Genomic DNA, 20,390 nt, shown 5'->3' on the forward strand with positions numbered 1-20,390 from the left:
TGCACGGACTGGAGCGCCCCTGCATGAACCGATCCCTTTTCGTCATCTACCTTTGCGTTGCGCTCGATGCCATGGGCATCGGCCTCGTGTTTCCCATCCTTCCGGCGCTGGTCGGCGAAGTCACTGGCGCCGGCAATGTCGCGCCGTTCATCGGGATCATGGCCGCACTGTATGCAACCATGCAACTGGTGTTCGCGCCGGTGCTGGGCGCACTGAGCGACCGGCTGGGCCGGCGGCCCGTACTGCTGCTGTCCCTGGCCGGCGCCAGCGTCAACTACCTGCTGCTGGCGTGCGCGCCCAGCCTGTGGCTGTTGCTGCTGGGGCGCGCCATCGCGGGGCTGACAAGCGCCAACATGTCGGTGGCGACCGCCTACATCACCGATGTCACGCCCGAGGCGCAGCGCGCGCGGCGCTTCGGGCTCTTCAACGCCATGTTCGGCGCGGGCTTCATCATCGGGCCGGTGCTGGGCGGCGTGCTCGGCGACCACTGCGTGCGCTTGCCCTTCATCGCAGCGGCGGTACTCACGGGGGCCAACTTCGTGCTCGCATGCACATCGTTGCCCGAATCGCGCAAGGGCAGCGGCGAGGGCATCGGCCTGGCGGCGCTGAACCCGCTGCGGCCCCTGGCATGGGTGCTTTCTGAAAAGCGCCTGCGGCCTATCGTGCTGACCTTCTTCATCCTCAGCGCGACCGGCGAGGCCTATGGCATCTGCTGGGCGCTGTGGGGTGCCGACGCGTTCCAGTGGAATGGCCTGTGGATCGGACTGTCGCTGGGCGCCTTCGGCGTGTGCCAGACCCTGGTGCAGGCGTTGGCTCCCGGGCCGGCCAGCCGCTGGCTGGGTGAGAGGGGCGCTGTACTGGCGGGCATTGCCTGCGCCTGCTTGGCCCTGGTGGCGATGGCTTTCATACGCCAGGGCTGGATGGTGTTCGTAGCCATGCCGGTCTTTGCGTTGGGCAGCATCGGCACGCCGGCGCTGCAGGCGCTGGCCAGCCGCCAGGTGGGTGCCGACCTGCAGGGGCAGTTCCAGGGCATGCTGGCTTCGGCCGTCAGCCTGGCGTCCATCATCGCGCCGCTGGGCTTCTCGGCGTTCTACTATGCCGTGCGGTCGGACTGGCCAGGCGCCATATGGCTGCTGGTGGTGGCGGTGTACGCCATGGCCGTGCCGCTGGTGGTGCTGGGGACCCGGCGCGCCAGCATACCGGGCAGGGCGTAACAGATTCGCCATGGTTTTCGAGTATCGGGATTCCGACAAGCCAAACTTTTATCTTGGTGCCTGGGCCGTGCCTGAGGGCAGAATGGGGTACATGACACGCACCCCGGACATTGACCTTACCGATCAGGAACACGCATGGCTGGGCCAGATCGACTTCAGCCGCAGGCATGACGACGCCACGGTACGGTCGCTGGAGCCCATGGCAGCGCTGTACCAGTCGCTGCTGGCGCGCGGTGGCATTCCTGTGGAGCGCATGCGCTACTACACGGTGCCGGACCGCTACCCTGGGGGGCAGGGGCGCTCGCGCGAGGCTTGGTACGAGGCCAATGGCGCCCCTGCCAATGGGGCGCACCTGGAGGCCAGCTTTCTGCCCCGGCTCGAATACTACGTCTTCGGGCCGAACCTGCCGGCCGACATCGTTGCGGCGTTCAGGCAGGCGGCCCTGTCGGATGGCCGACTCTCCAGCTGGGAGATCGAGCGGCTCAAGCCCGGCGCCATGCAGGTGGTGCGGGCGCTGCCGCAGGAGATTTCAGTGTCTGCTGAAGAATTTTTGAAGCTGGCCTTCGAGTGCGGCGCGCAGCCGACGGCGGCGGCGTCGCTGTGGGAGTCGTTGTGCAAGGCGCGGCGCTAAAGCCCCATGGCCCCCAACGCTGATGCGGCGCCCGGAGACAGCGGGCAACTCGAAATCGAAGGGCACACGGGCACATGGCAGGTGAAGGACGGCACCCTCACCGTCACCTGCCTGACCATGGGCATTGCGCCGAAAAGCGCCAAGGTGCAGGACAACGCGGACTTTCTGGCGCAGCTGCTGATGCAGGAAATGCACCGCGAATGGAAGCTGACGCGGCCTTAGAGCGGCTAACAAAACTCTTCTGGCGTCGTTGCTGCGCCTTGTCGTACTAACGTACTGCCTGCGGCGCAGCGCCTAGCCAGAACCGCTTCGCTGAGTTTTGTTATCCGCTCTTAGTGGAGGGTGTCCGCGGGTGAAAGCACCGCCGTGCTTACCGCCCCGTCTCGTTCAAGGGGCCAACCCATCCACCTCGGCGCGGGCCGCATCAAGCGCCCGCTTGAGTGCCACGGACCGGACGCGATCGCGCTGGCCGCCGCGCAGCACGCGGTGCATTTCCTGGTGGAATGCTTCCAGGGCCATGGCCCAGGTGGCCAGGGCCTGCTTCCGGTCAACAGAGGTGGAGTAGGTCATCCACCATGGTGGCGCAGTGGTGGCAATGCGCCTGCAAGGCATGCCGATGTGGGGACGTGGGACAAGGACCCCTTTTCCTCGCTCCAGCGGGCCGCCACAGGGCCGGGCAGCGTTCCCCCCGGTTTTGGGCCTGCTCTCCGTGCAGTTTTGCACACCGCAGCCATTTTCAAAAACGCCACCGGCCCCATCTGCTGCGAGGATGGGAACTTGTCTGACACGGACGGCTGGGCTTGCCAGCTACCTTTGCACACATGTACCACCGGGAGATCACCATGAGCACCAGCAAACCATTCCAGCGCCAGATGTCCTTTGCCGATGCCGGCCTGGCAGACGATGCGGAACTGGAGTTTGGCCAGTACAGCCCGCGCGTGATGTGGCTGGCAGCCGCTGCAGTGATGCTGCTGGTGGCGGTGGTCGCGTTTGCCGCAGGCTGACGCAGCCCCTGCAGCCCCTGCAGCCTCTGCAGCGCTAGGGGGCGGGGCCCCGACGTTGCACTGGTTACCGAGCGCAACGCAGCTTGCCGCAGTTGCGGTTGGCGAGCACACTGCAGGCTCGCTGCAGGGACCGCACCCATGCTTGAACCTACAAGAAACCGGGGGAAATCGACCATGAAGACCATGCCACCACTGGCACGCGGCGCGGCGCTCGGCGCCATGCTGCTTTGTGCATCTGCCGCCATGGCGCAGGACTACCCCCAGCGCTCGCGCGAGGACCTGGGGCCCAAGGCGCGCGCGCAGTACGACCGCTGCGTGGAGAACGCCACCGAAAAGCCCACGCCCACGGGCATCCACATCGCGCTGCGGGTGTGCGATGAAAACTACCTCATGGGCAAGGCGCCGTCCGAAAAGGGCGCACGCCTGACCGCCGAGGCGCGGGCCAAGCGCCTTGCCGAGGAGTACAACGCGGACGCACGCGAGCGGCGCGACGAGCGCATCCTGACCACCTCGGCCACGCACGCGGGGCGGCATGTGACGGTGAAGTTCCTGGTCAGCCCGGCCGGGGTGCGGCCGGATTTCGAGGCCGTGGTGGAGCGCGAGCTGCTGGGCACGCTGTGCCGCGACCCGCATGTGTCGCCCGACCTGCAGGCCGGTGTGCGCTTGAGCTACATCTACGACGACACCGCCATGCGTCGCCTGGCGAATGTGACGGTGTCGCAGGCCAAGTGCGGCGAGTGGCCGTGGAACCGGATGTAGGCCAGCACTGCATGGGCCCCAGAAGCCGCCTTGCCAGGCGGCTTTTTTCATGGCGCCAAGGGGGCTCGCGGGGCACGACGGGGACTGCGGGTTTTCGACACCCAGGAATGGTATTTGTCCGACAGCCCAGGCGCCCGCTGGCCGTTAACTTCACTGCAACACACAGCCAGGAGCAACCACATGAAAACCATCAGCAACACATCGGGCAATTACGGCATGCTGCAGGGCGCCGACAGTGCGGGTGATTCGCGGGTGTTTGGCATCTCTGCGGTCATTGCGGTGCTGGTGGTGTCGTGCGTGGTGGCTTTCAAGATGGCCGCGCCAGAGATCAAGGCAGCTCTCGCCAGCCAGTTGCCGGCTGCCACGCAGTTCGTTTCCGTGCAGTCCGCACCGAGCGTGGACGCGTCTATCCAACACGCCGTGGTGGGCGAGCACTGAGAGGCACTGGTCTGGGTTGTCGCGCGGCAGCGCGACGGGATGGCGCGTACCCCCGCGCGTCAGTCAAGTAGCAGCCCAGTAGAGCGGCAGGTCTTTCGCGGTTTTCACAACCCCATGGCGCATGCGCAGGCACCATCGAAGGCCTGTTTCTTGCAGGCGCTTGCTGCCTGCCACCCGCCTTCTTTTTGCTCCCATGGTTCTGTACAAGCCCGGTTCCCGATTTCTCTACAAAGGCCGCGTCGTCACCGTCGATTACGTCATCATCCGCAAAAGCGGCATGTGGATCCGCCTGGTGGGGCATGAGGAGTCGTGCCTGCCAGAGGCGTTGACGCCGCTGTGAGCCCCCTCTGACTGTAGGTTGCGCTGGCCTGCACCGAGTTGTGCCGACCCATCTCCGTCATGGGGAATTGATGCTTGCCGGAGTCTCCGGGTCCACGTCCGACTCGGGCGGATGGTGTGCAGGAGCCGATGGCGTGATGTCCCCGCGCTCGGGCGCCGTGTCTGCAGGCTTGCGTTTGCCGGCTTGGGCATCGGTCTCGGTAAAGGCCGGGGTGGGGCGGTCGGGGTCCTTGCGGGGCTTGCCGTCGGGCGATGGGGGTGGTGTGGCCATGGGGCCTCCGCTGCAAAAAGCCCAGTGTGCTGACGCAGTGGCCTGGCCGCTGTAGGACGATGCCGCCGCACCGGCCCCCTTCGGACAGAGGGAGGCAGGCGGGCTGCTATTTTTTCGTGGCCGCGGCGCTTTGCTTGGCGTCGATCTCGCGCAGCAGATCGTTGGATTTTTCGAGCGCTTCGGCCGTCTCGCTGAGCTGCTGCTCCAGCTCGTCGGTGCGCTCCACAGCGGCCTGCAGGTCGCCCTCCAGCGCTTCGGTGGGGATTTGCGTGGACAGCACGGCGTGCACCACGTTGAGCTCGCTGGCCGTGGCCTTGATCTGCTCGGCCGCTTCGATGTTCTGGTTCAGGACATCTGCGATCTCGGATGCCTGGGACGGTTTCGACTCGCTGGGCATGGTGGGGGCTCGGCTCAATGGGGGAAAAATCACACAATCGTGTGCATGCGGGGTAACGGCCTACAGGCTGTGGCCATGTACGCGCTTAGATTGTAGGCAGCTTCCCAATAACCGGTGTAACCGGCACGTTCCACGATGCCTTTCATCACCATTCTCGTCGAAGACAACAAAACCATCAGTGAGACCCTGGTTCCGGCATTGGAGGAGTTGGCCAATGCCCGCGTTGTTGCCATTGCCACCACTGCCTCGGGTGCCCGGCAGGCGGTGGAGCGCTGGCGCGGGCAATGGCACCTGATGGTGGTGGACCTGTTTCTGGCCGCCGGCTCGGGCCTGGAGGTGCTGCAGGCCGTGCGCCAGCGCAATCCCGGCCAGCATGTGTTTGTGCTGTCCAACTACGCCACGCCCGACATGCGCCGCCGCTGCCTGGCCCAGGGGGCCGATGCCGTGTTCGACAAATCTACGGAACTGGATGCGTTCTTCGACCACTGCATGGGCTTGCCCGACCCCCAAGCCTGACCGTGTGCGCCCGCAAGGCCGGCCCCGTTCCGTGTAGACATCCATGAACACCCGGGTGGTTCAAACCCGGCCAAGAATGTAAAGTGGCGATTCCTGTCCCGCGAGCGCACCCGATATTTGCTGGGCGTGAGGTCGCGGGCGAATATGCCAATATAAGAAACCGCACCCCATGCCACTGAGCGCAGCCGCGTTGTCGACCGTCATCAACAGCGCCACCGACACGGCCATCATCGCGCTGGACAGCCGGGGCGCCGTGCTCAGCTGGAACCCTGGCGCCGTGCGGCTGCTGGGCTGGTCCGAGCAAGAGATGCTGGGCCAGACCCTGCTGCGCATCTTTCCCGAAGAGACGAACCCCCAGGCGCGCGTGACCGAGGAAATGGCCGACGCCCAGTCCAAAGGCCGTGGCGGCCACGAGGGATGGCGCATGCGCGCCGATGGCTCGCGTTTCTGGGCGGTGGGCGAGCTCACCCCGGTGACCGACCCCGCCGCAGCGCCCGTGGCCTTTGTGAAGGTGCTGCGCGACCGCACGCAGTGGAAGGTGTCCGAAGACGCGCTGCGTGAGGAAAAGCGCACGCTGGAAATCCTCAACCGCGCCGCCGCCACGCTGGCGCGCGAGAACGACCTGGCCCTGGTGGTGCAGGCCGTCACCGACGCGGGCGTGGAAGTGACCGGCGCGCAGTTCGGCGCGTTCTTCTACAACCTGGTGGACGCTGCGGGCGAGAGCTACACGCTGTACACCCTGTCGGGCGCGCCGCGCGCCGCGTTCGAGGGCTTTCCCATGCCGCGCAACACGGCCCTTTTCGGCCCCACGTTTGCGGGCGAGGGCATCGTGCGCTCGGACGACATCACCCAGGACCCGCGCTACGGCCAGAGCGCGCCCTGGCACGGCATGCCCCAGGGCCACCTGGCGGTGACCAGCTACCTGGCGGTGCCGGTGATCGACCGGGCCCGCCATGTGATCGGCGGCCTGTTCTTCGGCCACGCGCAGCCGGGCGTGTTCACCGAGCGCTCGGAGCGCTCGGTGGCCCTGCTGGCGGCCGAGGCGGCCATTGCCATCGACAACGCCCGCCTGTTCGAGGCCGCCCAGCGCGAGATCGAAGAGCGCCGCAAGGCCGAGGTGGCGCTGCAGACGCTGAACGCCACGCTCGAATCCCAGGTGGCCGAGCGCAGCCAGCAGCTGCGCCTGCACGAAGAGGCGCTGCGCCAGGCGCAGAAGATGGAGGCGGTGGGCCAGCTCACGGGCGGCATCGCGCACGACTTCAACAACCTGCTGCAGGGCATCATGGGCAACCTGCAGGTGCTGCGCAAGCGGCTGGGGCAAGGGGTGCACAGCACGGCGGCCGACCTCGATACCTACGTCACCCGGGCCTTGGCGTCCACCTCGCGCGCGGCGGGGCTTACGCACCGGCTGCTGGCCTTCTCGCGGCGCCAACCGCTCAGCCCCAAGGCCGTGCGCACCAATCCGCTGGTGCTGTCCATGCAGGACCTGCTGCGCCAGACCATCGGCGAGAAGGTGGAGCTGTCGCTGCAGCTGGCGCCCGACCTGTGGACCACGCTGTGCGACGAGAACCAGTTGGAAAGCGCCATCCTCAACCTGGCCATCAACGCCCGCGACGCCATGCCGGGTGGCGGCCGGCTGACCATTGAAACGCACAACGCCGAGCTCGATGCGGCCTACGCCGCAGCCCTGCACGGCGTGCAGCCCGGCCCGTATGTGTGCATTGCCGTGACCGACACGGGCACGGGCATGACAGCAGAGACCCTGGCCCATGCCTTCGAGCCGTTCTTCACCACCAAGGCGGTGGGCGAGGGCTCGGGCCTGGGGTTGTCGATGATCTATGGTTTCACCCGCCAGTCCGAAGGCCACGCCCGCATCTTCAGCGAGTATGGGCAGGGCACCACCGTCAGGATCTACCTGCCGGCCCACTTCAACGCCGAGGACGGCCCCGCGCACGCACTGCCCGCACCCAGCGCCACCGCGGCGGGCAAGGGCGAGGTGATCCTGGTGGTGGAGGACGAAACCCTGGTGCGCGAGCTGGTGGCCGAGGTGCTGCGCGACCTGGGCTACCAGGTGCTGGAGGCGCACGACGGCCCCTCGGGGCTGCACCAACTGCGGGTGCCGCAGCGCCGCATCGACCTGCTCATCACCGACGTCGGCCTACCGGGGCTCAACGGCCGCCAGGTGGCCGAGGCGGCCAGCGCCGAGCGGCCGGACCTGAAAATCCTGTTCATGACGGGCTATGCCGAGAAGGTGTCAGCCTCGCAGCCCTTTGCCTCGCCCGGCAGGGAGATCCTCACCAAGCCCTTCGAGGTGGATGACATGGCGCGCAGGGTGCGCGCCTTGCTCGATGGCGGCGCCGGCAGGTAAGGGCCTGCGCTCCTTCAAGGGGGCATGTCTTCCACGACCAGCCCCGCACGCCCCTGTGCCTTGGCCTGGTAGAGCGCCATGTCCGCCCGCCGGGTGAGGGAGGCGGGCTTGGCCTCCATCGATGGCGCAATGCACGCCACGCCGATGCTCAGCGTGACCCAGGCCCCCAGGGGAGAGGCGCCGTGCGCGATGCGCGCGGCGGCCACCGCGTCCAGCACCCGCTGGGCCACCAGGCGGGCGCCTTCGCGCGTGGTTTCGGGCAGCAGGATGGCGAACTCCTCGCCGCCATAGCGCATGGCGCGCTCGTGTGATCGCCACAGGGCCTCGCGCAGCACGCCCGCCACGCGCTTGAGGCACTCGTCGCCCACCTGGTGGCCGTGCCGGTCGTTGAAGCGCTTGAAGTAGTCCACGTCCACCATCAGCAGCGACAGCGCCGCGCCCTGGCGTGCGTGGCGCGCCCACTCGGCCTGCAGGGTGTCGTCGAACAGGCGGCGGTTGCCCAGGCCGGTGAGCGCGTCCTGGTAGGACAGCTCGGACAGCGTGGCGTTCAGCCGCTCCAGCTCCAGCGCGGCCTGCTTGCGGGCCGTGATGTCCTGGAAGGCGCCGGTGATCCGCACGATGGCGCCGTCCTGCCAGATGGCCTCGCCCTGCGTGCGTACCCACAGCATGCGGCCCTTGGCCGAGACGATCTGCAGCTCCAGGTCCCAGGGCGTGCCGTCCTGCACGCATTTTTCTACCGCAGAGGCAATCAGGGGGCGCGACGCCTCGGTGTAGAAGTCGAGGGTGCGCGGCAGGTCCGGCGCGCCGCCCGGATCCAGGTCGTGGATGCGGTAGACCTCGTCGGTCCATTGCGACTGGCCGGTGGTCAGGTCCCGCGTCCAGCCACCGATGCGGGCGATTTCGCCGGACTTCTTCTGCAGCAGCACGGCGCCTGCCAGCGCGGCCTCGCTGGTCTTGCGCGGTGTGATGTCCATGAACGTGCCGATGATGCGCAGGGGCGCGCCGCTCTCGGCGCGCTCGGTCACCTTGCCGCGGCTGAAGAGCCACACGAACCGGTCTTGCAGCCGCACGCGGAACTCATTCTCGTAGGCCGGGCTGGCGCCCCTGAGGTGCTCGGAGAAGGCGGCGGCGTTGGCGGCCTGGTCGGCCGGGTGCAAGGTGGCCGTCCACTCCTCGATGGGGCGCACCACCTCGGCGTCGCCATAGCCCAGCATGCGCGCGCCCCGTGCATCGATGCGCAACTGGCGCGAGTCCACCTGCAGCTCCCACAGGCCCAGCTGGGCGCCGTCGAGCGCGCGCTCCAGGCGGGCCGCCGTCAGCTGCAGCGCGGCCTGCGAGGCTTCTTCGTGCGCCAGCAGCCGGCGCAGGCGCCGGCGCTCGATCAGGCGCAGGCCGGTGGCCGCTGCCAGCAGGGCGGCGTACAGCATGGCGTACATGCGCACCTGGGCGTACCAGGGGGCGTAGACCTCCGAGCGCTCGCGGCTCACGGCCAGCACCACGGTGTTGTCCAGCCCCAGGCCCACCGGCTTCACGCTGGCCAGCACCACCAGCCGCTCGCGGCCCGTGGCGGGCACCAGGCCTTCGAACACGGTCGTCTGTCGCTGGCTTTTGACATGGGCTTCAAACGCGGAGCCCGGCCTTGCCAGGTTGGCCATGCGCTCGGTGCCCATGCTGGGCACGGTGACGAAGACCTCGCCATCGGCATGCGCCAGCGTGGCCCGCATGTCCGGCGCGAACAGCGCGGAGCGGATGATGAAGGCGAAGAACTCATCGTCCAGCGTGGCGCTGACCACGCCCGAGAAATGGCCCTCGGCATCGAAGATGGCCCGCGACAGGTACAGCGCCACGCCCTCGTCGTCCGATGCCGAGGGGCGCGAGAGGTAGAGCACGCGCGGGTCGGGCCGGCCGTGCACGCCGCGGAAGAACTCTGCCGCGAAAAAATCCCGGCCCACGTCGGCCGCGCGGTCCGACGCGACGGCCGTGCCATTGGCGTCATGCACCGCCAGCCCACGCACGGCCTGGATCACGTCGGTGAGCAGGTGCAGCTGCCGGGATGCATCGGCGCTGGACGCGGTGAGCGCCGTGGCACGGTAGTCGCCGCTGATGCGGGTCAGCGCCTCGTTCAGGCCCTTGAGCTGGCGCGTGAGGTTCTCCGACACATAGCGGCTCAGGTCCTGCAGCCGCGCCTCCTCCGCCTCGCGGATCGTGTGGCGCGCGTTCAGCAGCTGCAGGACGATGGCCACCCCGGCCAATGCAAACACGAACAGGAACACCCGCCACGGCTCGAGCCGCAGCGATGAGCGGTCTTTGGCAGACCGTGGAGCGCCGGTTCGCGGGGAAAACACCTGCCGGGCCTTGCCTTTCATCCATCCCTGTCGCAAAAGTGGAGCCGCGCGCACTGGCTGTCTGGGCAGCACCGGTGGCGCGGGGGCGAAATGAATGATGACACGCCCCAACAGCCTGCGGCGCAAAACGCACGCGATTCCAGCACCAAGGGGCGGTTGCAGGCGCTGCTCCTGCGCCAGGCGCGCTGTGCATGGCCCGGCGAGCGGGGGCAAGGGCTATCGGGCGAGGTCCATACTCTGTGCTTTCCTCTCTTGAGAAAGCTCCCCATGTCCCTGCCAATCCGCGATGCTGCGCCCAATGAAAAACGTGGCAATGCCATGGCTGCGGCGCTGGCCAAGGAGCAGCTTCAGTACGCCGTGCAGATTGTCAAGGACGTGCTGCCCACCCAAGCGGGGGATGCCGTGCTGATCGGTGCCGTGGTACAGGCCATTGCGTCCAACTACGCAGCGGTGCCGCAGCCCAACCGGTAACTACCTCTGATTCAGCGCGAGCCTGCGGTACGCCGGGCGGGGCGGGCCTTGGGCAGGCGCGCCCGGCTGTGAGACGCCCAGCGGCCCGCGCAACCGCCTTCGGCGGCTGCCACCTGCGTGCAGCAACGGCCCCTTCGCCTCTGTACCACCGCTCAAAAATGCGGTGGCGGGTCCTGCACGGGCGACTCGGCAGGGCCGGGTGGCGGATCGCCCTGGGGCGGCGCGGGCGTCCAGGCCGGCTGGGGTGGCTGCTCCAGCGGTGGTGTGTCGATGGGAGGCATGGGCTGGGGTGCGGGTGCGGGCATGGCGAGCTCCTTGGATAGTGGTGGTCTGGCAACCACCGTACTTCTGTCCCCGGGCCGCGTATGCCAGCCAATGCCTATACCTGCGGCGGGCTGGGCGCCCCGTTGCGGTGTTATTGGCAATGGTGAAGCGCCTTATGCGTCGGGATGGCGCCTATTGTCATCCTCTGTGAGGTGAATGGTGGCCATTGGTGCTGAAAAATGAGGCGCGTTCTGCACGGGGATGTGTCCTTGATCACCAGCAAGCAGCCCCACTCCGGCGGACAATACACCCATTGAGGTGTGGTGCATGCGCTACGCCTCCCGTCGGGCACCACAGATTGTTGCCTGACTCAGTTGGTTACGATGTACGTTAACGGTTACAGGTCCGGCAAGGGCCCAGGAGAGATCAGACGTGAAACCGAACCCAAAAAACCTCGCGGTTGCGGCGTTTCTCGTGAGCGCCATGGCAGGGGCCCAGGCAGCAGACCCGGCGGTGTTCGATGGCGCCACCGGCACGCTGAGCCTGCCCACGCTGCAGATCGACAACGCCAGGTACTTCAGTGTGGTGATCAAGCTGTTGGATGTGGGCCTGCTCAAGGCCAATGACCCTGCCGTGGTGGGAGAAGACATCCAGTTCCTGAGCACCGGCAATTTGCTGCACCTGCCCCAGTTGACCATCGGCAAGGACCTGTTCACCCAGGTGAGCCTGGGCAATCCTTCGTTCAGCCTGGTCAGCTATGGCGGCGTGGTGACGAACCCGCCTTTCACCGGCACTGGCTCCACAGGCCACCTGCTGGACGTGCGCGTGACGGCCGTGAGCACGGCGCAGAACCCCATCACGCTGGTCAATGTGACCCGGCCGTTGAGCCAGCAGGAGTTCTGCAGCGATGCGTCGCTGCGCCTGCCCATCACCCAGAGCCAGCAAAACGCGCTGGCCAACAACTGGACGCTCAATGTCTGCACTTTCGATGTCATCTCGGGCACGGGCTCCATCAAGATGACGCTGCGTGTGTCGGGCCTGGCCGTGCCTTACAGCGCAACCTACGTTTACCACTGATCCGCGCCTCCAAGCGCGGTACGCAAGGGGCGGCACACAGTGCGCGCCCCTTTTTCATTTTTGGGGTTCGGAGCGCCATTCTTTGACGGGACCGTGCTGTCAACTGCGCGACTCTTGCGAATCAGGGTATTCCTTTGCCGGGCCAGGGGCCGGCACTGCCTAGAATCTGTTGCACTGCAATAGATTGACAGATACCACCCATGATGGGCCTGTGCGCCCGAGGAGTCCGTAGTGCCCGACAAGAAGAGCAGCGCCCCCGCTGGAGCCACCGCAGCCGCATCTGCCACCAGCAAGTCTGCACCGCGCGTGATCAAGAAGTACCCCAATCGCCGCCTGTACGACACCGACACCTCCACCTACATCACGCTGTCCGAAGTGCGCGAGTTGGTGATGGCCCACCACACCGTGGTGGTGCGCGACGCCAAGACGGGCGAGGACCTCACGCGCAGCATTCTGCTGCAGATCATCCTGGAAGAAGAGGCCGGCGGCGCCCCCATGTTCACCGAGGCGGTGCTGGCCAACATCATCCGCTTCTACGGCCATGCCATGCAGGGCTTCATGGGCGCCTACCTCGAAAAGAACGTGCAGGCCTTCACCGACGTGCAAGCCAAGCTGGCCGAGCAGTCGCAAAGCGTCACGCCCGAGATGTGGGCCCAGTTCATGAACCTGCAGTCGCCCATGCTCAAGGGCATGATGGGCAACTACGTCGAGCAGTCCCAGTCCATGCTCACGCAGATGCAGGAGCAGATGCAAAAGCAGACAGAGCAGATGCTGGGGGCCTTCGGCCTCAAGCGCTGATACGCCCCAGGGCCTGTTCAAACTGGCTCCACGCCCCGACAAGGCGGAGCGGGGGGGGCGCCTCTCTCAAAGCCCTGGCGCTGTGCTTCCCTGGGGGCGTTTCCACGTAGCTTGAACGCTGTCAAGTCAATCTTCAACGATTGTAAAACTGCAAGCTTTTTATTGCAGCTCTGCGGTAAAAATTGGTAAGTATGGTTAGGATTAGGCTATCGCCCTTCGCTGGGGCAATAGCTACGCCTAATGACATGACCCAATCCGCATCTCCATTTCGTCCCCGCAGCCGAGCCCTTGCGCTGGAACCACGTCTGCTGTTCGACGGCGCAGGCGCCCTGGCGGTAGCCGACCACGTTTCGGATGACTTCCACAAGACACCGACCACCCCCAAGGCAGCGGTAGCCGCCGACAGCGACGCGCCAAGGGCGCAAGAGATGCCCCGGCCGGAAGCAGCAGCCCCGGCCCAGCCCAGCACCCCTGGCGTGCCGCCTGAGGCCGTGGCCCAGGCGCTCGACAGCGTGCGCAGCTACGTGGCCAACACGTCGGCGGCCGATCTGCTGGCCTTGTTCAATGGCGGCAAGGCCAACCCCGGCGCCGAAGGGCTGCTCGCAGCCGAAGCCCTGCGCCAGGACATCCTCTCTGGCCGCTTTGGGGTACAGGTACAGGTCAGCGACAACCCCGGCCTTGAGGGTCGGTTCGCCGCCTTCGTCGCCGAAGGGCCAGGGGGCAAGCCCGTCATACTGCTCAATGCCCAATGGCTGGCCACCCAGCCCAGCTCGGCTGCGGTGGCCAGCGTGCTGGTGGAGGAAATCGGCCACTCCATGGACGCGCACCTCCATGGCGCCGCCGACACACCGGGTGACGAGGGTCAGCGTTTCATGGGCCGCGTGTACGGGGTCAAAGTGGGCGAGGACTACGGCTCCGACAACGACCACCTGAAGCTGAAGATCGGCGACGGCATCTTCGATGCGGAAGCGGCCACCAGCTCGTTTTCCACGGTGGACGGCTCGGAGTTCCTGCTGACGTTCAACACGGCGACGCGCCTGACCGGCGGTGCCGACAGTGCGGCGGGCAACACCACGGGCACCAAGTACCTGTACAGCAACGTGGTGACGGTCAGCGGCCAGCAGATCGACGCGATCATCGAGCTGACCGGCATGACCAATGCCACGGTTACGCTGTTCGACTCCACCGCCAACCCCTACGGCGGCACCACGGGCAACGCCACGACGGTGAATGGCGCCGGTTCGTTCCAGCCCAACCTGAACATCGCGGCCGTCGGTGGCTATGCCACTTTCAAGGTGACCTTTATCCTGGGCGGCTCGTACAACGCTACGACCAACCCCACCGGCACCGAGGTGACCCTGCGCAACGTGGTGGTCAACACCTATGACCTGGATGCCTCCGGCGGGGCTGCCACAGGCCGCCAGTTCACGGACTTTGAGGGCATCGGTGCCTACACCGTCTCCAATGGCACGAAGCTGACGGTATCGGACCAGGGCGGGGGGGTTACGCGCTTTCTCACCACGGTGGGTGGCAACTACACGGTGACGCCTGGCACCACCACCACGCAGACCTTGAATGGCACAACCATCATCTCCGATGACATCCGGGCCCGCGTGCGCTATACCGAGCTGTCCAGCACCACCATCAAGGTCGGCGATGCGGCTGCCACGGGGGTGGCCTATTACGGCCTGGATTTCAGCATGGGCCCGACGTTCCAGAATGCCCGCACACCGGGCGTGCAGATCGTCGATGGCTCGGGCAATCCACTGCCAGGCCCCCTGGTGACCCATGAAAACGGCACGACCAGCCAAGACTTCTACCTGCAGCTTGAAGCCGCTCCGGAAGTGGGAGAAACCGTCACGGTCACGCTCACCGGCCGTGACACCACCGAGGGCACGCTCACCACCACGACGCTTACCTTCACCAGCGCCAACTGGAACACCCCGCAGAAGGTCACGGTGACGGCCATCGACGATGCGGTGATCGACGGCGACCAGACCTACAAGCTGACCGCCACCACCGCCAGCAGCACCAACACCGTGGCCTACACCGGCCGCACGGCGGTGATCGATGTCACCAACATCGACAACGACGACGTGCTGGCCCCCGTGCTGGACCTGCGCAGCGGCGACGACCCGACCACGGGCTCGGTGAACGATGCCGTGGTCAGCGCGGCCGGAGCCGCGGTGGCGCTGGATGCCGCCGGCAACAACAAGGCGGCGCCCACCACCAACACGGCCCATGCCACCGTCGTGTACGACGACTCCGACCGCATCGGCAAGCTCACGGTGGCGGTCACCAGCGGCATCCAGAACGGCACCTCCGAGAAGCTGCTGTTCGGCGCCACCACCCTGACCGCCAACGGCACGGGCGTGACGGCGCAGAACAACATCGCCGTGGTCGGCGTGCAGGTCAACGTGACCTACGCCGGCGGCACCTTCACCGTGGTGAAGGCCGACGGCACTGCCATGACGCGGGCCCAGACCGAGGCGGTGATCGCCGGCATCCAGTACCAGAACACCCAGGGCAATGCCTCCACGCCGGGTGACCGGGTGTTCACCTTCCAGGTCACGGACTCCTCGGGCAAGGCATCGAACACCGCCACCTCCACCGTGAGCGTGACCGGCCCCCTGGCGGTGGACGACATCGTCGTCAACGAAGCCTCGGCCAATGGCGTGTTCACGGTGCAGGGCGTCACAGGCCAGCAGGTGAGCCTGGGCCTGAGCGACGGCCCCCGGGTCGTGGGCGGCGCCGTGGCCACGGGCGGCGGCACCGACTACAGCGCAGCCGCAGGCAGTGGCCTGCAGGTTTCCACCGACGGCGGCGGAACCTGGAACAACTACACCGCAGGCGCCAACGTGACCATCACGGCGGCCGATGGCAAGCTGCTGGTGCGCACCCCGATCACCAACGACACCACCTTCGAAGGCGATGAGTTTTTCAAGCTGACCGTGACGCCCACGACGGGCACGGCGGTGGTCGGACAGGCCACGATCCGTGACGATGGCACCGGCGACATCTACAAAAACGATGGCACCAAGGACGCCACGGCGACCAAGGACGACGACCGCACGATCCTGGTCACCAGCGGCGGCACCTTCAACGAGGCATCGACTTACGCCACCTTCAAGGTCGATGTGAGTGGCAAGGCCGGCGATGCCGTGGTGCTTGCCATAGAAAGTACGGGCGCCGGGGCAGGGCATGCCACGGTCACCGGCTTCACCTCTGTGCAGTATTCGACGGACGGCACCACATGGACCACTTACACCGGCGCTGCTGGCGGCCAACCGGTGGTGCCCGCGGGCGGCACGGGCACCGTGCTGGTGCGCGTGAACATCACCAGCGAGCAGGATGCGCCGTACGAGGGCGCGGAGACCTTCGCCCTGAAGGCCAGCTACGCCACCAATGCCGCCAAGAGCAGCACGGCCAACGACACCATCATCGATGATGGAACGGGCCGCATCGACAACAACGGTGACGGCGACGTGCTCGACGCAGGCGAAGGCAATGGCCCCGGTGCCGGCTTCGACGATGACCGAGCACTGAGCATCGACGACATCGTGGTCAACGAGGCCTCGGGCACCGGCGTGTTCACCGTGCAGGGCGTCACCGGTCAGCAGGTGAGCCTGGTGCTGAGCGATGGCTCGCGTGCCGGCGGCGGCACATCCGCCACGGGCGCGGGTACCGACTACGGCAGCGGCACGGCCACCAACCTGCAGGTCTCCACCGACGGCGGCACGACCTGGAGCAACTACACCGCAGGCTCCAATGTGACCATCGCCGCGGCCGACGGCAAGCTGCTGGTGCGCACCCCGATCACCAACGACACACCGTTCGAGGGTGACGAGTTTTTCAAGCTCACCGTCACTCCTACCAGCGGCACGGCCGTGGTCGGCCAGGCGACCATCCGCGATGATGGCACGGGCGACATCTACAACAACGACGGCACCAAGGACACCGCGACCGCCAAGAACGATGACCGCACCATCCTGGTCACCAGCGGCGGCACCTTCAACGAGGCATCGACGTACTCTACCTTCAAGGTCGACGTAGCTGGCAAGGCCGGTGACGCCGTTGTGCTGCAGATCCTGAGCACGGGCGCCGGGGCAGGGCATGCCACCATCACCGGCTTCACCACCGTGCAGTATTCGACGGACGGAACCACATGGACGACCTACACCGGCGCCGCAGGCGGACAACCGGTAGTGCCTGCAGGCGGCACCGGTACCGTGCTGGTGCGCGTGAACATCACCAGCGAGCAGGACACGCCATACGAGGGTGCCGAGACCTTCGCGCTGAAGGCCAGCTACGCGAACAATGCTGCCAAGAGCAGCACGGCCAACGACACCATCATCGATGACGGCACGGGACGCATCGACAACAACGGCGACGGCGATGTGACGGACCCGGGCGAAGGCAACGGCCCCGGCGCTGGCTTCGACGACGATCGCGCACTGAGCATCGACGACATTGTGGTCAACGAGGCCTCGGGCAACGGCGTGTTCACGGTGCAGGGCGTTACCGGCCAGCAGGTGAGCCTGGGCCTGAGCGACGGCCCGCGGGTCGTGGGCGGCGCCTTTGCCACGGGCGGCGGCACCGACTACAGCGCAGCGGCAGGCAGCGGCCTGCAGGTTTCCACCGACGGTGGCGGAACCTGGAACAACTACACCGCGGGCGCCAATGTGACCATCACGGCGGCCGACGGCAAGCTTCTGGTGCGCACGCCGATCACCAACGATACACCGTACGAGGGTGACGAGTTCTTCAAACTGACCGCCACCCCCGTCGCAGGTACGGCGGTGGTGGGCCAAGCCACTATCCGTGACGACGGCACGGGCGACGTCTACAAGAACGACGGCACCAAGGACACCACGGCCACGAAGGACGACGACCGCACGGTGCTGGTCACCAGCGGCGGCACCTTCAACGAGTCCTCCACCTACGCCACCTTCAAGGTCGATGTGACGGGCAAGGCCGGCGATACCGTGGTGCTGCAGGTGCAGAGCACGGGCACGGGGGCAGGGCATGCCACCGTCACCGGCTTCACCAGCCTCAGCTACTCGGCAGACAACGGAGCCTCCTGGGCTGCCTACACCGGCGCGGCTGGCGGCCAACCGGTGGTGCCCGCGGGCGGCAACGGGCACCGTGCTGGTGCGCGTGAACATCACCAGCGAGCAGGATGCGACGTACGAGGGCGCGGAGACCTTCGCGCTGAAGGCCAGCTATGCGAACAATGCTGCCAAGAACAGCACGGCCAACGACACCATCATCGACGACGGCACGGGACGCATCGACAACAACGGCGATGGCGATGTGACGGACCCGGGCGAGGGCACCGGCCCGGGCCCCGTGCCCGGCGTGACCTTCGATGACGATCGCCCTGCGGCGCCGCCACCTGGACCGGCCAATGCCGTGCCGGTCGCACGCGACGACAGCGTCAGCCTGGACGAGGATTCGCCCTATACCGGCACCCTTGCCGGCAACGACGTGCCCAGCACCGATGGCGGCAACGTGTGGGCCAAGGCCACCGACCCGCAGCACGGTACCGTGGTCGTCAATGCGGACGGTACCTTCACCTACACGCCCGCTGCGGATTTCAACGGCACGGACAGCTTCACCTACACCATCACCGACAAGGATGGCGACAAGGGCACGGCCACCGTGACCCTGACCGTAAGGCCCGTGAACGACCTGCCCTTGGCCAACGCCGACAGTGCCGCGACGCCCCGCAACACGGTGCTGAACGGCAACCTGGCTGCCAACGACACGCCCAGCGGCGACGGTGGCAACGTGTGGAGCAAGGCCACCGACCCGCAGCACGGCACCGTGGTGGTGAACGCCAACGGCACCTATGCCTATACGCCCACCGCAGGGTTCACCGGCACAGACACCTTCACCTACACCATCACAGACCGGGATGGCGACAAGAGCACGGCCACGGTGACCATCGCGGTCGGCGGCAGCAACCTGCCCGTCGCCGTCGCAGACAACGTCTCTACCCGCAAGGACACGGCGCTCACCGGTAACCTGGCTGGCAACGACACACCGTCCACCGACGGCGGCAATGTCTGGACCAAGGCCACCGATCCAGCCCACGGCGCGGTGGTGGTGCGGCCCGACGGAACCTACACCTACACCCCGACCACGGGATACGTCGGCACCGACACCTTCACCTACACCATCACCGACCGGGATGGCGACAAGAGCACGGCCACCGTGACGGTCACGGTCACCGCCGGCAACAGCGTGCCCATCGCAGTTGGCGACAGCGGCGAAACGCGCAAGGACACGCCGCTTGCCGGCAACCTGGCCAGCAACGACACCCCTTCCGCGGATGGCGGCAACGTCTGGACGAAGACGGCCAACCCATCGCACGGAACGGTGGTCGTGAACGCGGACGGTACCTACCTGTACACCCCTGTGGCCGGCTACTACGGCACCGATGCCTTCACCTACACGGTGACCGACAAGGACGGTGACAAGAGCACTGCGACCGTGACCATCACGATCACCAACACCGGCACGCCGGCGCCACCGCCGCCACCGCCCGTGTCGCCGCCGCCACCGGTGGGGCCGCCGCCTGTATCGCCCCCGCCGCCGGTGCAGCCACCCGTGGCCCCACCGCCACCGGTCGAGCCGCCTGTGGCCCCGCCACCTCCGGTCGAGCCACCCGTGGCGCCCCCGCCACCCGTGTCTCCGCCGCCACCTGTCGCGCCCCCTCCGCCGGTGGCTCCGCCACCCCCTGTGGCTCCACCGCCGACGGTGCCACCTGTGCCACCCACAGAGGCCCCGCAACGGCCCGTGGTGCAGGAGCCTTCGGTACCCGCGCCCCAGCCTGGCCTGCAGCCCCAGAACCCGCTGACGGGCGACCAGGCCGGCGAGGAGAGCGTGTTCTTCGACGGCAGCGTGTTCACGGGCGTCGTGCGCCTGTCGGTGCCGATGCACCCCATCGTCTACGTCACGCCAGGGGTGCATGAGGCCCAGGCCGAGCGCGAGCTGTCCGACCCGCTGTTCTTCAGCAACCCTGGCGCCGTGAAGCAGGGCAGCATCCAGAGCCATTCCATCGGTGCTGGCCTGGGCATGGACCCCGCGCTGTTCGTGCAGACTGCCGTGCGCGCCTCGCAGGAGCGCGGCGAGCTGCTGGGCGACATCGTAGAGGGACGCCTGGGCCGGATCTCGCTGGGCAGCGACGGACGCATTCCCACGCCGGAGTGGTTCGAGGCCCTGGGCGACCAGATCGTGCCGCTGATGCCGGACCAGGACGCCAAGTCCGCCGACGGCAAGGCCGCGCAGCAGCCAACCGACCAGGGCGATGCCGCGGCCCCGCAGCCGGACGCTGCCCCGGCGGCCGAACCGCGTACCCCCGCTGGCACTGCCCCGCATGCGGCCGGTGCAACCCGCGCCGCCGCCCCATCGTTCTCCGACCAACTGCGCAGTGCCGGAACCCGCCTGCCCGGTGCCGCGCGCTCTGCAAGCCCCGGTGCCACCGCTTCCTGAC

General features: G+C 67.1%; 19 protein-coding genes. 14 read left to right on the forward strand and 5 right to left on the reverse strand.

Going from position 1 to position 20,390, the window contains the following annotated elements; genetic code table 11:
* The first annotated feature begins 23 nt into the window (after positions 1 to 23).
* The 3 genes from ASE28_RS02775 (at position 24) to ASE28_RS02785 (ending at position 2,067) form a co-directional block, all read left to right on the forward strand.
* Positions 24 to 1,214, forward strand: a complete 1,191-nt coding sequence (locus ASE28_RS02775) for a TCR/Tet family MFS transporter (RefSeq protein ID WP_057264491.1) — start codon at positions 24 to 26, stop codon at positions 1,212 to 1,214.
* A gap of 91 nt (positions 1,215 to 1,305) precedes the next feature.
* The gene (locus ASE28_RS02780) at positions 1,306 to 1,845 is read left to right on the forward strand and encodes a hypothetical protein (RefSeq protein WP_157412620.1); all 540 of its coding nucleotides are present in this window, start codon (positions 1,306 to 1,308) and stop codon (positions 1,843 to 1,845) included.
* Between the two features lie 6 nt (positions 1,846 to 1,851).
* Positions 1,852 to 2,067 (forward strand): hypothetical protein, encoded by a 216-nt coding sequence (locus ASE28_RS02785; RefSeq protein ID WP_057264495.1) that lies wholly within the window; start codon positions 1,852 to 1,854, stop codon positions 2,065 to 2,067.
* A gap of 165 nt (positions 2,068 to 2,232) precedes the next feature.
* Here ASE28_RS02785 and ASE28_RS02790 read toward each other — a convergent pair whose 3' ends face one another.
* The gene (locus ASE28_RS02790; protein ID WP_057264497.1) at positions 2,233 to 2,415 is read right to left on the reverse strand and encodes a hypothetical protein; all 183 of its coding nucleotides are present in this window, start codon (positions 2,413 to 2,415) and stop codon (positions 2,233 to 2,235) included.
* A gap of 272 nt (positions 2,416 to 2,687) precedes the next feature.
* On the opposite strand from ASE28_RS02790, the gene ASE28_RS02795 reads away from it, so the two are divergent.
* The 4 genes from ASE28_RS02795 (at position 2,688) to ASE28_RS32565 (ending at position 4,386) form a co-directional block, all read left to right on the forward strand.
* On the forward strand, positions 2,688 to 2,849 hold the full coding sequence (locus ASE28_RS02795) for a hypothetical protein (protein WP_157412621.1): 162 nt from the start codon (positions 2,688 to 2,690) through the stop codon (positions 2,847 to 2,849).
* A 174-nt stretch (positions 2,850 to 3,023) separates the two neighbouring features.
* The gene (locus ASE28_RS02800; RefSeq protein ID WP_057264501.1) at positions 3,024 to 3,608 is read left to right on the forward strand and encodes a hypothetical protein; all 585 of its coding nucleotides are present in this window, start codon (positions 3,024 to 3,026) and stop codon (positions 3,606 to 3,608) included.
* Positions 3,609 to 3,788: 180 nt separating this feature from the next.
* Positions 3,789 to 4,046 (forward strand): hypothetical protein, encoded by a 258-nt coding sequence (locus ASE28_RS02805; RefSeq protein ID WP_057264503.1) that lies wholly within the window; start codon positions 3,789 to 3,791, stop codon positions 4,044 to 4,046.
* A 193-nt stretch (positions 4,047 to 4,239) separates the two neighbouring features.
* Positions 4,240 to 4,386 (forward strand): hypothetical protein, encoded by a 147-nt coding sequence (locus tag ASE28_RS32565; RefSeq protein ID WP_164470692.1) that lies wholly within the window; start codon positions 4,240 to 4,242, stop codon positions 4,384 to 4,386.
* A gap of 57 nt (positions 4,387 to 4,443) precedes the next feature.
* Here ASE28_RS32565 and ASE28_RS02810 read toward each other — a convergent pair whose 3' ends face one another.
* Both ASE28_RS02810 and ASE28_RS02815 read right to left on the reverse strand, forming a co-directional pair.
* Positions 4,444 to 4,656 carry a hypothetical protein gene (locus ASE28_RS02810; RefSeq protein ID WP_057264505.1) on the reverse strand — a complete coding sequence of 71 codons (213 nt, stop codon included), beginning with the start codon at positions 4,654 to 4,656 and terminating at the stop codon, positions 4,444 to 4,446.
* Between the two features lie 106 nt (positions 4,657 to 4,762).
* Entirely contained in the window at positions 4,763 to 5,053 is a 291-nt protein-coding gene (locus ASE28_RS02815; RefSeq protein ID WP_057204198.1) for a hypothetical protein, read from the reverse strand.
* Between the two features lie 135 nt (positions 5,054 to 5,188).
* Between ASE28_RS02815 and ASE28_RS02820 the strand changes: the two genes are divergently transcribed.
* Positions 5,189 to 5,569: a response regulator gene (locus ASE28_RS02820; protein WP_057264507.1), complete on the forward strand. Its 381-nt coding sequence runs from the start codon at positions 5,189 to 5,191 to the stop codon at positions 5,567 to 5,569.
* 169 nt (positions 5,570 to 5,738) lie between these two features.
* On the forward strand, positions 5,739 to 7,937 hold the full coding sequence (locus ASE28_RS02825) for a response regulator (RefSeq protein WP_057264509.1): 2,199 nt from the start codon (positions 5,739 to 5,741) through the stop codon (positions 7,935 to 7,937).
* A gap of 14 nt (positions 7,938 to 7,951) precedes the next feature.
* Here the strand turns inward: ASE28_RS02825 and ASE28_RS02830 are convergent, their stop codons facing one another.
* A complete protein-coding gene (locus ASE28_RS02830; RefSeq protein WP_162262232.1) occupies positions 7,952 to 10,210 on the reverse strand; it encodes a diguanylate cyclase domain-containing protein in 2,259 nt (752 codons plus the stop codon).
* Between the two features lie 339 nt (positions 10,211 to 10,549).
* Between ASE28_RS02830 and ASE28_RS02835 the strand changes: the two genes are divergently transcribed.
* Positions 10,550 to 10,753 carry a hypothetical protein gene (locus ASE28_RS02835; RefSeq protein ID WP_057264513.1) on the forward strand — a complete coding sequence of 68 codons (204 nt, stop codon included), beginning with the start codon at positions 10,550 to 10,552 and terminating at the stop codon, positions 10,751 to 10,753.
* A 152-nt stretch (positions 10,754 to 10,905) separates the two neighbouring features.
* Here the strand turns inward: ASE28_RS02835 and ASE28_RS31820 are convergent, their stop codons facing one another.
* A complete protein-coding gene (locus tag ASE28_RS31820; protein ID WP_157421840.1) occupies positions 10,906 to 11,058 on the reverse strand; it encodes a hypothetical protein in 153 nt (50 codons plus the stop codon).
* A 391-nt stretch (positions 11,059 to 11,449) separates the two neighbouring features.
* Between ASE28_RS31820 and ASE28_RS02840 the strand changes: the two genes are divergently transcribed.
* From ASE28_RS02840 to ASE28_RS32770, 4 genes are all read left to right on the forward strand, one after another.
* Positions 11,450 to 12,094, forward strand: coding sequence for a hypothetical protein (locus tag ASE28_RS02840; protein WP_157421841.1), 645 nt, complete (start codon positions 11,450 to 11,452; stop codon positions 12,092 to 12,094).
* A 231-nt stretch (positions 12,095 to 12,325) separates the two neighbouring features.
* Complete coding sequence (phaR, locus tag ASE28_RS02845) at positions 12,326 to 12,892, forward strand: polyhydroxyalkanoate synthesis repressor PhaR (protein ID WP_057264517.1); 567 nt, start codon at positions 12,326 to 12,328, stop codon at positions 12,890 to 12,892.
* A gap of 245 nt (positions 12,893 to 13,137) precedes the next feature.
* Positions 13,138 to 18,264: a hypothetical protein gene (locus tag ASE28_RS02850; RefSeq protein ID WP_157421842.1), complete on the forward strand. Its 5,127-nt coding sequence runs from the start codon at positions 13,138 to 13,140 to the stop codon at positions 18,262 to 18,264.
* Between the two features lie 40 nt (positions 18,265 to 18,304).
* Positions 18,305 to 20,389, forward strand: a complete 2,085-nt coding sequence (locus ASE28_RS32770) for an Ig-like domain-containing protein (RefSeq protein ID WP_235516031.1) — start codon at positions 18,305 to 18,307, stop codon at positions 20,387 to 20,389.
* Position 20,390 lies beyond the last annotated feature (1 nt).

Source organism: Acidovorax sp. Root219 (genome assembly GCF_001428665.1).
Taxonomy (GTDB): domain Bacteria; phylum Pseudomonadota; class Gammaproteobacteria; order Burkholderiales; family Burkholderiaceae_C; genus Acidovorax.

Bases quoted from the DNA above. Each gene is read 5' to 3' on its own strand.
- ASE28_RS02785 (WP_057264495.1), top strand. From the start codon at position 1,852: ATGGCCCCCAACGCTGATGCGGCGCCCGGAGACAGCGGGCAACTCGAA.
- ASE28_RS02815 (WP_057204198.1), bottom strand. From the start codon at position 5,053: ATGCCCAGCGAGTCGAAACCGTCCCAGGCATCCGAGATCGCAGATGTC.
- ASE28_RS02795 (WP_157412621.1), top strand. From the start codon at position 2,688: ATGAGCACCAGCAAACCATTCCAGCGCCAGATGTCCTTTGCCGATGCC.
- ASE28_RS02810 (WP_057264505.1), bottom strand. From the start codon at position 4,656: ATGGCCACACCACCCCCATCGCCCGACGGCAAGCCCCGCAAGGACCCC.
- ASE28_RS31820 (WP_157421840.1), bottom strand. From the start codon at position 11,058: ATGCCCGCACCCGCACCCCAGCCCATGCCTCCCATCGACACACCACCG.
- ASE28_RS32565 (WP_164470692.1), top strand. From the start codon at position 4,240: ATGGTTCTGTACAAGCCCGGTTCCCGATTTCTCTACAAAGGCCGCGTC.
- ASE28_RS02805 (WP_057264503.1), top strand. From the start codon at position 3,789: ATGAAAACCATCAGCAACACATCGGGCAATTACGGCATGCTGCAGGGC.
- ASE28_RS02825 (WP_057264509.1), top strand. From the start codon at position 5,739: ATGCCACTGAGCGCAGCCGCGTTGTCGACCGTCATCAACAGCGCCACC.
- ASE28_RS02775 (WP_057264491.1), top strand. From the start codon at position 24: ATGAACCGATCCCTTTTCGTCATCTACCTTTGCGTTGCGCTCGATGCC.
- ASE28_RS02820 (WP_057264507.1), top strand. From the start codon at position 5,189: ATGCCTTTCATCACCATTCTCGTCGAAGACAACAAAACCATCAGTGAG.
- ASE28_RS02835 (WP_057264513.1), top strand. From the start codon at position 10,550: ATGTCCCTGCCAATCCGCGATGCTGCGCCCAATGAAAAACGTGGCAAT.
- ASE28_RS02800 (WP_057264501.1), top strand. From the start codon at position 3,024: ATGAAGACCATGCCACCACTGGCACGCGGCGCGGCGCTCGGCGCCATG.
- ASE28_RS02850 (WP_157421842.1), top strand. From the start codon at position 13,138: ATGACCCAATCCGCATCTCCATTTCGTCCCCGCAGCCGAGCCCTTGCG.
- ASE28_RS02780 (WP_157412620.1), top strand. From the start codon at position 1,306: ATGACACGCACCCCGGACATTGACCTTACCGATCAGGAACACGCATGG.
- ASE28_RS02790 (WP_057264497.1), bottom strand. From the start codon at position 2,415: ATGACCTACTCCACCTCTGTTGACCGGAAGCAGGCCCTGGCCACCTGG.